Origin of the sequence: Pseudomaricurvus sp. HS19 (assembly GCF_009857815.1) — a bacterium.
GTDB lineage: Bacteria > Pseudomonadota > Gammaproteobacteria > Pseudomonadales > Cellvibrionaceae > Pseudomaricurvus.
This window is the reverse complement of record NZ_WVVW01000001.1, coordinates 1,376,397-1,388,846: the sequence shown is the minus strand read 5'-3', so window position 1 is coordinate 1,388,846 and position 12,450 is coordinate 1,376,397. Positions and strand designations below refer to the sequence as shown.

The following is a 12,450-nucleotide window of genomic DNA, read 5'->3' as shown; positions in this document are numbered from 1 at the left end:
GTATTCCCGCGCACTATTCCTGATGATGACGGAGAAAATCGATACCCGTTACCGGGTGGAGACCCCTGAGGGTATCGATCTCGAAGCCTCGATGGCCGGCCCGGTACCCCGGGTTCTGGCCTATCTGCTTGACCTGGCGATCCGCTTTACAGCCATCCTGGTGATCTTCATCGTGCTGGCCGTTCTGGGTGAGGCGGGCATGGGTATTTTCCTGTTTCTCGTCTTTATGGTTGAGTGGTTTTACCCCGTCTATTTTGAAGTGATGCGCGGCGGGCAGACGCCGGGAAAACAGGTTTTCAATATCGTTGTGGTTAACGATGACCTGACGCCTGTCACCTGGAACAGCTCAATCATTCGCAATCTTTTACGCACTGCCGATTTCCTGCCGTTTATGTATCTGGGCGGGATCATTGCCATGGTGGTCACTCCCGGATTCAGGCGCCTTGGCGATCTGGCTGCTGGTACCCTGGTGATCTACAAGGACATGCAGCGCCCACAGAAACCACTGTCGAAGGTGGTGGGCAGGGCACCTGATTTTCCGCTGGAGGCCGAAGACCAGATCGCGGTCATCGGTTTCTCACAGCGGCATGGCGACATCAGTGCAGAGCGGCAAAAGGAGCTGGCAGATATCCTGGCACCGGTCACGTCGGTGACGGGTGACGAAGCGGTGGGACGGCTGCATGGTATTGGTAATTGGCTTTTGGGTGACAGGGATTGAAACAACAAGTCTTCGAGGATCAGCACGCCGAACAGTGGCGGCAGCTTGAGGCAATGCTGGCGTCGCCGGAGGATATGCTGACGGCGGATTTTCCGGCCCGGTACCGGGCCGTTTGCCAGCACCTGTCTGTGGCCAAGGGGCGCCGCTATACCCCGTATCTCATCAATTACCTGAATCGCCTGGTGGTGGAAGGTCATCGTTTACTCTATCGCCATCACAATAACCTGCGCCGCAGCCTGCTCTGGTTCCTGGTGGCCGGGTTCCCGTCGGTGGTGCGCAGTAACCGCAGCTATGTGTTTATCGCCGCCGCACTTTTCCTGTTGCCGTTACTGGTAATGGGCATTGGCTGCTACAGCAACAGTGAGCTCATTTACAGCGTGGCAGACAGCGCCTCGGTACACAGTTATGAAAGCATGTATAACCCCGAGTCCCCGGTGCTCGGGCGGGAGCGGGGATCGGGAACCGATGTCGCCATGTTTGGCTTTTATATCTACAACAATATCGGCATTGGTTTCCGCACTTTTGCGGCGGGTATTTTCTTTGGCCTCGGTTCCATCTTTTTTCTGGTGTTTAACGGGCTCTCCATCGGCAGCATCGCCGGGTATCTCACACAGCTCGGTTATATCGAGACTTTCTACGGGTTTGTCAGTGGGCACGCTGCGTTTGAACTGACTGCCATCGTGCTCTGCGGGGCCGCCGGCCTCAAGCTGGGCTTTTCGCTGGTGGCGCCGGGCCCGCACAGCCGGGCTGATGCCATACGCATGGCGGGGCGTGAGGCGGTGCTGATTGTCTATGGCGCAGCCCTGATGCTGGTGGTGGCCGCGTTTATTGAAGCCTTCTGGTCCTCCAGCCGGGAGCTGCCATTGTTATTGAAGTATGGCGTTGGTGCTTTGATGGGGTTGCTCCTGGGCGCTTATTTGCTGTTTGCGGGGCGTCGCGTTGGAACTTGATCGCATTGCCATAGCGCCGCGGCTACGCACCTCCTGGGAAGCCATCGACCTGGGCTTTCTGATGGCGCGGCGCTGGTACTGGCCCCTGTTTGCCTGTTGGGCCTTGCCCTGCCTGGTGCTGACGACGCTGGCGGTGGCGCTGCTGCCTGGCAGCCCGGGTTATGCGGTGTTGCTTGTCTGGTGGTTGAAGCCGTTGCTGGACCGTGCGCCGCTCTATTTTCTCAGTCAGGCGCTGTTTGATGAGCCCATCACCATCAGGCAGTGTTTGGCGGGCCTGTTCTCGCTCTGGCGCAAGGGCTGTATCCCCTGGTTGTTGTGGCGTCGCTTCAATTTCAATCGTTCCTTTGATATGCCGGTAACCCTGCTTGAGGGACTCTCCGGCCCGCGGGGACGCCAGCGCTTGAGTGTGCTGCACCGGCAGAATACCGGGGCGGCGTTCTGGCTCACGGTGATCGGCCTGGGCGTGGAGCTGTTGATTGTCTGCGGTCTGGTGTTCTTGCTGAAGATGATGGTGCCGGACGAGTTCACCTGGAGGGTGATGAAGTTCGTCTTTGCCCATGAGCAGGTTACCGACTGGGCATTTTTTGCCCTGGCGGTGCTGGCCATGGCGCTGGTGGCGCCGTTCTACATCGCTGCAGGCTTTGCCCTGTACATCAGTCGCCGTATTGAACTGGAGGCGTGGGATATAGAGATCCGCTTCCGTCACCTGGTTAAAAAATATCTCGCCCGGCCGCTATCGTCGTTGCTTTCACTGCTGTTGCTGGTTCTGTGCATTGCGTCGGTGGCTGTGCCGGAGATTGCGGTTGCCGGGGCCGGTGAAGCCGCGACGGGTAAGACAACCATTGATAGAACCATTGACAGAACGAATGACAGCAAGCCACCGGCAATCGTCGGCAGCGCGGCAGAGGCAAAGACACTAATCAACCAGACCCTCGCCGGTGAAGATTTCCATGAGGTGGTGGAAACCAGCGGCTGGCGGCTCAAGCCGGCGGAGAGTGAAGAGGGGAATGCGGTCCTGCCACAGTGGTTTGTGACCCTGGTTGAGTGGTTGGACAGGGTGCTCTCGGTGGAGGCTCCAGCCGATGAGGAGAGTGACGAGCCGGACCTGGAGTGGCTGGCAGCGGTGATAGAGGTGTTCCTGTGGGCCACAATGGCTCTGCTGCTGGTGCTGTTTCTGTTCTTCTATCGCCGTGAGATCCGCAACGCGGTAATCGCCTATCGGGATAAGCGCCAGCCGCGTCCGGAGACGCCGCAGATGCTCTTCGGCCTGGAAGTGAGCCGTGAGAGTTTGCCCGACGATATTCCGGGGCTGGTGCGGCACTACAGTCGTGAAGGTGACTTTCGCCAGGCCCTCAGCCTGCTCTATCGTTCCACCCTCTCCGGGTTAATGCATAACCACGGCTTTGTGTTCAACGACAGCCATACAGAAGGCGAGTGCGTTGCCCTGGTCCGGGTGGGCGGCAACGTGGCTCTCAGCAGTTTCACCGAGGAGCTGACCGGTTTCTGGCAGAGCCTCGCCTACGGTCACCGTGAACCTGGCGCTCAGGTCGTTGATCATCTTTGTATCCGTTGGCAGGAGCTTTTCGACGATGAAGAGTAAGAGCCTGTGGATTGTGAACGGGCTGGCGCTGCTGGGATGTGTCTATCTCTTCCTCGCGTTGTTTGAGCGCTACAGCACGGAGCGGGATGGTGGTTGGGGCCCGGAAGCTATCCGCAACCCGTATCTGGCGGCGCAGCAGTACCTGCAGCGGCAGGGTATTCCGGCGCACTCCCTGTACAGTCTCAACGACACAGTGTCGCTGGAAGAGATGGACACGCTGTTTATTGAAGAAGGGCGGGCGCTGCTGACGTCGCAACAGGCGGAGCGACTACTGGCCTGGGTGGAAGCCGGAGGCAACCTGGTGGTTGGCGCCGGTGGCAACCTGTATGAAGAGGCGGATCCGCTGCTGTTGATGCTGGACGTTACCACCGAAGAGACCGGTTGTGGTTGCGCGGAGAAACACGCTGCCGAAGATGAGCTTGCGGCAGATGGTGAGGGTGGCGCTCCTGAGGGGCAGACACAGGAAGGTGATTCCCTTACGGATGCCGTAATGCATCACGACGTCAGTGATCAGGTAACGGCAGAGCAGAACCGGGACGCGACAACTGCCGACAACAGCAGTGCAGGCGGTGTTACGCACGGGCATAAAGATCACCGCCCGCTTGGCGACTGGTTGCTCAGGCGCGAGAGCGGGAGTGAGGAGGGCTCCGGGTTGCCCAAGGAAGATGACCTGTCCCCTGACGAGGATGTGGATCCTGATCATCTCACTACGCTCTACTTTGATGATGCCGACGCAGGACTGAGGATTCATTTTTCACCCGGGCGGGGTCTCAGGCACCCGTACCTGGACGGTACCGCTGAGAATGAGTATGAGGGCATGGTTCCCCTCTACTGGGCTGGCAGCCACAAAGGCGTGCACTTTATGCAGTTTGAGCTGGGCCGTGGATTGATCACTGTGACCTCGGATGCCTATCTCTGGCATTCGGACGAGATCGGGGCGTTCGATAACGCCTATCTGTTAAGCATACTGGCAGGCGACAGGGGCAGCGTCTGGTTTCTCTCCGGCAATCGCATGCCGACGCTGTTTACCCTGGCCTGGCGCTCGGCCAGCGAACTGATCATCGCATTCTGTGTGTGGCTTACGCTGTGGCTTATCTACAGGGGGCGGCGCTTCCTGCCTCCTGTTCCCGCCACTGTCAGCGCCAGGCGCTCACTGTCAGAGCATATCAATGCGGTGGCCCGCTTCCACTGGCAGCGCCATGACAGTGGCACCCTGGTGGCCAGCATCCGCGCTGAAATTGACAGGCGTGCCGCCATGACGCTGCGTCACTATGCCAGCTCAAACGAGTCCGAAAGGGCCCGTATCCTGGCCGCCCACAGCGGTGTGGATTTGCAGCATGTGCTGTTTGCCCTCTCCGCCAGGGATGTGAGACAGGCGGAACAGTTCACCCTCATGATTCAATCCCTACAGAAAATCAGGTCAACATTATGATGGATTTATCCCCACCCACCGCGACTGAACCCATGACCTTCGAGCAGGCTGTCGAGGTGGTTAACCGGCTGAAGGATCGCCTCAATAGTGTGCTCCTGGGGCAGACGGAGGTGGTGGATCAGGTGCTGACCGCGCTGATCTCCAATGGTCATATCCTGATCGAAGGCGTGCCGGGATTGGGCAAGACCCTGCTGGTGCAAACCCTGGCTCAGTGCTTCAGCGGCGATTTTAAACGTATTCAATTCACCCCTGATTTGATGCCTGCGGATATCACCGGTCACGCTATCTACGATATGAAGGAGGGCGCCTTCCGTATGCGCGCCGGTCCGGTGTTTACCAATCTGTTACTGGCCGATGAGATCAACCGGGCGCCGGCCAAAACCCAGGCGGCACTGCTGGAAGTGATGCAGGAGCGTCAGGTGACCATTGAGGGCAAATCCCGCGCACTGGAAGCGCCGTTTATGGTACTGGCTACCCAGAACCCGCTGGAGCAGGAGGGCACCTACCCGCTGCCGGAGGCGGAGCTGGATCGCTTCCTGATGAAAATTTTTATCGACTACCCCAGCCACGAGGACGAGGTACAACTGGCTCGTTCCATCACTACCGGCCATATTTCCGATTCGCTCAGCGCGGGCGCCGGCGACGCCATTCTTGATGCCGCGCAGGTGGTGGCGTTGCAGGCGGCGGCAGCGTCGGTAGAGATTGACGATCAGGTGCTCGACTATGCCGTGCGCCTGGTGCGGGCCAGTCGCGAGAGTATGGCTATCCAGCGTGGCGCCGGGCCCCGGGCCTCTATCGCGCTGTTGCGGGCAGCCCGGGCCAACGCCTTGCTGCGTGGTTCCAACTTTGTCTTGCCGGATGATGTAAAGAAGATGGCCTGGCCGGTCATGCGCCACCGCATCCAGTTGGCGACGGAAATGGAAATTGACGGGCAGTCTGAAGACCTGGTGCTCGAGCAGCTGTTCAATACTGTGGATGCCCCCAGGAAATGAGGCCAGCCTTACTGCTCCTTGCCGCGGCAGCTACCTGGGTGCTGGCGGCGGCTGTGTTGGCCGGGCTGCGTTACGCCGGCCAGCTGCCGGATGGGTGGGTGTCTGGCTGGTGGATCGCCGGGCTGTTGCTGCTGCTTGTCGCTGCGGTGGATGCCCTGCGGCCGGGCCCGTTGGCGTCTGTTGCCGTGCATCGTCAGCTGCCGGGATCCCTGGCGCTGGGGGTGCCTTCACACGTCTCCATGACCATTGCCAACCCGTTGTCGCGCCAGCTGGATTTATACATCAGTGAGGCGCCGGTGGCGGCGCTGAAGATCGAGGGCATGCCGGCTCGGCTGGTGTTGCCTGCGGGTACCGAACAGACCCTCAGCTACACCGTGACACCGGTGTTGCGCGGCGACCTGTTGCTGGCGAGGCCGGTGGCAAGGATCTGGTCGCGGTTGCGGTTGTGGCAGCACCGTGTGCGCCCCGGGGATGAGTTGGAACTGAAAATCTATCCCGATTTTGCCCCTGTCCGCTATCTCGCCGAGATCGATATGGAGCAGCGGATGCGTCAGTTGGGTATACACCAGGCTCTTGCGCGTGGAGAGGGCATGGAGTTCAAGCAACTGCGCAATTTCATTGAGGGAGACGCCCTGCGGCAGGTGGACTGGAAGGCTTCCGCCAGACACAGAAAACCTATCTCCCGCGAGTATCAGGACGAGCGCGATCAGGATATCTTTTTCCTGCTGGATTGCGGTCGGCGCATGAGGCATAAGGACGGGGAACTCAGCCACTTTGATCATGCCCTGAATGCGGTACTGCTGACCTCCTGGATCGCCTTCCGCCAGGGTGACGCGGTGGGCTTGCTGAGCTTCGCCGGGCGTGAGCGCTGGCTCAGTCCGGTGAAGGGCGACCAGGGTATCAAGCTCCTGCTTAACCGGGTCTACGACCTGCAGAGTACACCGGCTCACAGCGACTTTATTCAGGCGGCCGAAGATTTTTCCAGCCGTCATCGCAAGCGTGCGCTGGTGGTGATTGTCAGCAATGTGCGAGATGAAGATTACGGGGATCTGCTGGCGGCCACCAAGCTGCTTTCCCGTCGTCACGAGGTGGTTGTCGCCTCCATGCGCGAGGAATTTCTTGACCAGGTCATGGCAGCGCCGGTTGCGACGTTTGACGATGCCCTCGGCTACGCCGCCACTCACGGCTACCTGGCTGAACGTCGCAAGGTCATGGAGCAGTTGGTGGTCAGTGGCGTCTCGGTGATCGACACCTTGCCGGGCAGCTTGCCGATTCAACTGGCCAGTGAATACCTGCGCTTGAAAAAATCCCACCGCTTATAGCCTGGCTGGCTAATCCGCGTAGCTTGTGTAGTTAATCCGTGGTGGGTTATCGGATGTTGGTGTTGTTGCAGGATCAGCGGCGCGACAGCTCGCACCGGCGACCCTGCGGCGCCGGTTATCAGACGTCGGTGGTGAGAGGCCCGTTCAGCTGGGTTTTGTAGGTCCCCCCCATGCTTTCACAATCCACGTTGGCGGCCTGCTTCCACTTGATGGCGGTGCCGGTGGCGGTTGGGCGTACAAACTGCCATGGCCAGAAGCCGAAACGCTGGGAACCGTTGTAGTTAATAACGGCATCTGCCCCCAATCCCCGGGCCTTGTTGAGAAGTTGGGGAATCATCTCGTTGACGCTGCCATAGCCACGCTTTGCCACTTTTACGCGTTTGATCTCGTCGTAGCCGTGCTCGGGACCAGGCGTGCCGGAGAGCAGGCACAGGTTGTTGGCGGTTGCCATGTTTGCCGCCGCGGAGAGTGAAGCCAGAGTCAGTCCCAGAACCAGTTTATTCATAGTTATCCCTGTTTTTGTTGTTGGAAATAATGTCGTTACCTGACATGGGAGGCCAATAGTATCGCAAGGGATTTGTTGTGCAAGGCAGTGTGCGGGAGACTGGGACACCGGCCCGTTATCTTCCTGTTGTACGGGAAACTGCGACGGTGGTGTTGTGCGTAGGACCTTAATCGCTGGTCACGGGTCAGCGCTCTCCGGCCTGGGAGTGACTGCCCAGTTTGCGATAACTGAAGGGCGTGGTGCCGGTCCAGCGTTTGAAGGCGCGGGTAAAGGTGCTGGTCTCGGCAAAGCCGGTCAGGTAGGCGATCTGCTCCACGGATGTCCTGGTACGGGTCAGCAGGCGGATGGCCATGTCGCGTCGTAACTGGCTTTTGAGTTCTCCGTAACTGATGCCCTCCTGCTCCAGTTCGCGACGCAGTTTTTTCGAGTGCACGCCCAACTCTCCCGCCACCTGCTCCAGGGTAGGGATGTTGGTGAGCTGGTCCTGCAGCAGCGCCCGGGTGCGGCCGGTCCAGGTCTGTTGGCTGTAGTCGTTGATGACGATATTCAGCAGGGGGTTGCGAAGAAAGCGCACCAGGCTCTCCGGTGTCTGCTTGATGGGCAGTTCGCGGATACGCCTCGGCAGCACCAGAACGCCTGCGGGTTGATCGAACAGCAGTTGCGCGCCGGGAAAGATCGCCCGGTACTCCTTGTGTGCCTTGGGGGCCGGGTAGGGGAGGTGCACGGCCAGCATGGGCAGCTGCTCCTCGCTGAGCCAGCAGAGCACTTTGTAGAGAGCGTAGATAAAGTGGATGTACCCGTAGGGGCCAACCACGTCGTCGTTATGCCAGGGGGTAATGGTGATGTGCAGCTCTTCATCACGACTGTTCACCGTTACCTGAAAAGCACACTCGGAAATGCTGTAGAAGTAACAGAAACGCTTCAGCGCCTGGCTCAGGTTGCGGCACAGGATCATCCAGTGGCACACCGCCGACCAGGTGCCGATTTTACTGGGGCGGCGACAGTAGCCCAGCATCTCATCGTTCATCTCGCGCATGGTGACTGTTTGCAGGCTGGTGTATTGCTCGGCGGTAAAGCGTGCCTGTCGCTGCTGCATCATCCCCGGGGCGATACCTGCCCGCTGCAGCAGCCGCTGGGTATCCAGCCCCTGACGGCGGGCATGCAGGAGGATATCTTCCAGGAAGTCGCGGGCAATGGAGATTTCCTGCATCGGCTAGTACCTGTAAATGGTCACCAAGGGTCAAAAAGTCAGTCTATTCACACGCCAATGCTGGTTCCTGAGGGATAAAATGTCAATTTTTGTCCGCTAATATCCTTGTTTTGTGGCGATCTGGCGGCAGAATAGTGCCCAAAATGCACGTATTGCATAGGGTGGTGGGCCGAGTCACAATCACGCCTCTGCCCATGGGGCTGCTCCTGACGGCCTTCGCCTATGCGCGTTCTCCACTCATAACAACAGGACACCGAGATGCCACACACTGCATACATCTACGATGCGATTCGAACCCCCCGGGGTGCCGGCAAGCAAAGCGGCTCCCTGAACGAAGTCAAACCCGTCTCCCTGGGTGCCGGCCTGCTGACCGAGCTGCAACAGCGCCACAACCTGGACACCAGCTACGTAGACGACGTGATCATGGGCTGTGTTACCCCGGCCGGTGAGCAGGGCGGCGATGTGGCCAAGCACATTGTGCAGTTTGCCAACTGGGACGAGAGTATCCCCGGTGTGCAGATCGACCGTTTCTGTGCCTCCGGCCTGGAAGCCGTCAACATGGCCGCGCAGAAGATTGCGTCCGGCTGGGAAGACTTGATCGTGGCTGGTGGTGTGGAGTCCATGTCCCGCGTGCCCATGGGTGCCTCCGGCGGGGCCTGGCTGAACGACCCCGAGATGATTCTCAATGACAGCATCGTGCCCCAGGGCATTGGCGCTGACACCATCGCCACCATTGGCGGCTGGAGCCGTACCGTTGTGGACACTTACGCCGCCGAGTCCCAGAAGCGCGCTGCCTTCGCCCGCGACAATGGCTACTTCGACAAGTCGGTAGTGGCGGTGAAAGACCTCAATGGCCTGCCGATCCTGGCCAAAGATGAATTCATCCGTCCCGGTACCACCGTAGAGACCCTGAGTGGTCTGAAGCCGGTATTCGCGCCCCTGGGCGCCATGGGTTTCGACGACATGGTGCTGAAAAAGTACCCCGACCTGATGGCCATCGATCACGTCCACACCGCCGGTAACTCCTCCGGTATTGTGGACGGTTCCTCGGCAGTTCTGGTTGGCAGCGAGAAGGCCGGTAAGGACCTGGGCCTGAAGCCCCGCGCCCGCATCATTTCTGCAGCGGTACTGGCTACCGAGCCCACCATTATGCTGACCGGCCCGGGACCTGCTGCGAAGAAAGCGCTGGCCAAGGCCGGCCTGACAGCAAAAGACATCGACCTGTTCGAAGTGAACGAAGCCTTCGCCTCTATCGTTCTGCGCTTTATGCAGGATCTGGACGTGTCCCACGATATCGTCAACGTCAACGGCGGTGCCATCGCCATGGGTCACCCGCTGGGTGCTACCGGTGGCATGCTGGTCGGTACCCTGCTGGACGAACTGGAGCGTCGTGACCTGCAGCGCGGCATGGTCGCTCTGTGTGTGGGCGGCGGTATGGGTATCGCCACCATCATCGAGCGCGTGTAAGTCAACGATAGCGACAGAATAAGGGTTATTAGTCATGAGTGAGAATATTCACGGTTTCAACTACGAAAAAGACGCTGACGGTATCGTTACCATCACCATGGATATGGACGGTCCCGTTAACTCCATGAACGTCCAGTTCCGCAACGCCATGAAAGCAGTGGCGGACAAGCTGGAAGCGGAAGCGGGCCTCACCGGTGTGGTGATTGCCTCTGCCAAAAAGACCTTCTTTGCCGGTGGTGACCTGAAGGAACTCTCCTCCATCCCCAAGGGAGAGGAAGAGTCTGCCTACCGCATGATCGAGGACGAGCTGAAAGCGCCCCTGCGTCGCTGGGAAAAGCTGCAGGTGCCTGTGGTGGCTGCGATCAACGGCGCCGCGCTGGGCGGTGGCCTGGAGATCTGCCTGGCCTGTAATCGTCGCATCGCCTGGGACTCCCCCAAAGTGATTATCGGCCTGCCGGAAGTGACCCTGGGCCTGTTGCCAGGTGCCGGTGGTGTGGTGCGCTCCATCCATATGCTGGGTCTGGTGAACGCGCTGCCGCTGTTGCTGGAAGGCGCCAGAATGCCGGCTGCCAAAGCGGCCAAAGTGGGCTATGTGGATGAGCTGGTGGCCAACGCTGAAGACCTGGTACCGGCTGCCAAAGCGTGGATCAAGGCCAACCCCGAAGCCTGGGCCCAGCCCTGGGATGTAAGCGGCCACAAGATCCCCGGTGGCGATGTCTGGAATCCGGTGAATGGCCAGACCCTGTCCCTCGCTGTGGGCACCGTGTTCAAGAAAACCCGCGGCCTGCTGCCTGCCCCCGAGCAGATTCTGCAGGTGGCCAGCGAAGCCATGTGCAGCGGTTTTGAATCCGCTATGCGTCAGGAGTCCCGTGGCCTGGCCTACCTGCTGACCACCAAGGAAGCCAAGAACACCATCACCGCCGGCTTCTTCCAGATGAACGCCGTTAACGGCGGTGCTGCCCGTCCGAAAGATGTGGCGCCTTCCGAAGTGAAGAAGCTGGGTATTCTTGGTGCCGGCATGATGGGCCAGGGCATTGCCTACAGTGCGGCTACGGCTGGCATCCAGGTGGTACTGAAAGACATCAGCGTGGAAGCCGCCGAAAAAGGTAAAGCCTACAGTGCCAAGCTGCTGGGCAAGCAGGTTGAGAAGGGCCGTATGACGGCTGAAGACCAGGAACGTGTTCTGGGCCTGATCACGCCGTCTGCCGATTACGCTGACCTGGCGGGCTGTGACCTGATCGTGGAAGCCGTGTTCGAGAACAAGGAACTGAAAGCACAGGTTACCAAAGAGGCGGAAGCACATCTGGGCGAAGGCGTCGTGTTTGGCTCCAACACCTCTTCACTGCCTATTTCCGAGTTGGCGGAAGCCAGTGTGCGCCCGGATAACTTTATCGGTATTCACTTCTTCTCCCCGGTGGACAAAATGCCACTGGTGGAAATCATCATGGGCGAGAAGACCAGCGATGAAGCGCTGGCGAAAGCCATCGACTTCACCCGTCAGATTCGCAAGACCCCAATCGTGGTCAACGACTCCCTGGGCTTCTTTACTACCCGTGTCTTCGTTACCTACCTGGACGAGGGTGTGCGCCTGTTGAAAGAGGGCCTGAGCCCGGTACTGATCGACAACATGGGCAAGTACATCGGCATGGCCGTGGGCCCGCTGACCGTGTACGACGAAATCAGTCAGGAGCTGATCCGCAAGATGGCCGCTACTCACCGTGAAATGGGTGTGTTCGGTGCCAAGATGGATTACAGCGTGGCCACCGAAGTGGCCGAGACCATGGTCAACGAGTTTGGCCGCGGCGGCCGTCACCACGGCGGCGGTTTCTTCGAGTACGGTGATGTGAAGCAGCCCTGGGGCCAGCTGGCGGAACTGTACGGCAAAGAGGGCGCTGACCTGCCGCAAGCCGACATGCAGGATCGCCTGCTGTTCCGTCAGGTAATTGAGACCCTGAAATGCCTGCAAGAGGGCGTACTGCGTTCTGTGGCCGAAGGTAATGTGGGCTCCATGCTGGGCATTGCCGCACCGGCCTGGACCGGCGGTTTCATTCAGGTGGTGAATACCTACGAGTACAATGGCGAGATTGGCATTGCGGCCTTTATCGCCCGCGCCAAAGAGCTGGAAGCAGCCTATGGCGAGCGCTTTGCGGTACCGGCGATCCTGAGTGAGAAGCTGGCTGCCGGTGAGCTGCTGGTTTAATAGTGTCCTGTCGTTCCCGTGAAAACGGGAACCCATGGTGAGGCCAGAAGTGAA

10 protein-coding genes are annotated in these 12,450 nt (G+C 59.5%); 8 read left to right on the top strand and 2 right to left on the bottom strand.

Going from position 1 to position 12,450, the window contains the following annotated elements:
* Positions 1-22: 22 nt before the first annotated feature.
* From GSF27_RS06220 to GSF27_RS06195, 6 genes are read left to right on the top strand one after another with little or no spacing between them, the layout of a single operon-like run.
* Positions 23-718 carry an RDD family protein gene (locus GSF27_RS06220; protein WP_160966748.1) on the top strand — a complete coding sequence of 232 codons (696 nt, stop codon included), beginning with the start codon at positions 23-25 and terminating at the stop codon, positions 716-718.
* Positions 715-1,668, top strand: a complete 954-nt coding sequence (locus tag GSF27_RS06215) for a stage II sporulation protein M (RefSeq protein WP_160966746.1) — start codon at positions 715-717, stop codon at positions 1,666-1,668. Before GSF27_RS06220 ends, GSF27_RS06215 begins: the two co-directional genes overlap by 4 nt.
* Positions 1,658-3,268: a hypothetical protein gene (locus GSF27_RS06210; protein WP_160966744.1), complete on the top strand. Its 1,611-nt coding sequence runs from the start codon at positions 1,658-1,660 to the stop codon at positions 3,266-3,268. The genes GSF27_RS06215 and GSF27_RS06210 overlap by 11 nt, the downstream gene beginning before the upstream one ends.
* Positions 3,258-4,700: a DUF4350 domain-containing protein gene (locus tag GSF27_RS06205; RefSeq protein ID WP_160966742.1), complete on the top strand. Its 1,443-nt coding sequence runs from the start codon at positions 3,258-3,260 to the stop codon at positions 4,698-4,700. Before GSF27_RS06210 ends, GSF27_RS06205 begins: the two co-directional genes overlap by 11 nt.
* Complete coding sequence (locus GSF27_RS06200; RefSeq protein WP_160966740.1) at positions 4,697-5,692, top strand: MoxR family ATPase; 996 nt, start codon at positions 4,697-4,699, stop codon at positions 5,690-5,692. The genes GSF27_RS06205 and GSF27_RS06200 overlap by 4 nt, the downstream gene beginning before the upstream one ends.
* Entirely contained in the window at positions 5,689-7,014 is a 1,326-nt protein-coding gene (locus GSF27_RS06195) for a DUF58 domain-containing protein (protein WP_160966738.1), read from the top strand. Before GSF27_RS06200 ends, GSF27_RS06195 begins: the two co-directional genes overlap by 4 nt.
* A gap of 118 nt (positions 7,015-7,132) precedes the next feature.
* On the opposite strand, the gene GSF27_RS06190 is transcribed toward GSF27_RS06195, so the two are convergent.
* Entirely contained in the window at positions 7,133-7,519 is a 387-nt protein-coding gene (locus GSF27_RS06190) for a hypothetical protein (RefSeq protein ID WP_160966736.1), read from the bottom strand.
* A 184-nt stretch (positions 7,520-7,703) separates the two neighbouring features.
* Entirely contained in the window at positions 7,704-8,729 is a 1,026-nt protein-coding gene (locus GSF27_RS06185) for an AraC family transcriptional regulator (protein WP_160966734.1), read from the bottom strand.
* A 258-nt stretch (positions 8,730-8,987) separates the two neighbouring features.
* Here GSF27_RS06185 and GSF27_RS06180 point away from each other — a divergent pair, with 258 nt between their 5' ends.
* A complete protein-coding gene (locus GSF27_RS06180; RefSeq protein WP_160966732.1) occupies positions 8,988-10,196 on the top strand; it encodes an acetyl-CoA C-acetyltransferase in 1,209 nt (402 codons plus the stop codon).
* 34 nt (positions 10,197-10,230) lie between these two features.
* The gene (locus GSF27_RS06175) at positions 10,231-12,396 is read left to right on the top strand and encodes a 3-hydroxyacyl-CoA dehydrogenase NAD-binding domain-containing protein (protein ID WP_160966730.1); all 2,166 of its coding nucleotides are present in this window, start codon (positions 10,231-10,233) and stop codon (positions 12,394-12,396) included.
* Positions 12,397-12,450 lie beyond the last annotated feature (54 nt).

Bases quoted from the DNA above. Each gene is read 5' to 3' on its own strand.
- GSF27_RS06220 (WP_160966748.1), top strand. From the start codon at position 23: ATGATGACGGAGAAAATCGATACCCGTTACCGGGTGGAGACCCCTGAG.
- GSF27_RS06205 (WP_160966742.1), top strand. From the start codon at position 3,258: ATGAAGAGTAAGAGCCTGTGGATTGTGAACGGGCTGGCGCTGCTGGGA.
- GSF27_RS06200 (WP_160966740.1), top strand. From the start codon at position 4,697: ATGATGGATTTATCCCCACCCACCGCGACTGAACCCATGACCTTCGAG.
- GSF27_RS06195 (WP_160966738.1), top strand. From the start codon at position 5,689: ATGAGGCCAGCCTTACTGCTCCTTGCCGCGGCAGCTACCTGGGTGCTG.
- GSF27_RS06190 (WP_160966736.1), bottom strand. From the start codon at position 7,519: ATGAATAAACTGGTTCTGGGACTGACTCTGGCTTCACTCTCCGCGGCG.
- GSF27_RS06185 (WP_160966734.1), bottom strand. From the start codon at position 8,729: ATGCAGGAAATCTCCATTGCCCGCGACTTCCTGGAAGATATCCTCCTG.
- GSF27_RS06180 (WP_160966732.1), top strand. From the start codon at position 8,988: ATGCCACACACTGCATACATCTACGATGCGATTCGAACCCCCCGGGGT.
- GSF27_RS06175 (WP_160966730.1), top strand. From the start codon at position 10,231: ATGAGTGAGAATATTCACGGTTTCAACTACGAAAAAGACGCTGACGGT.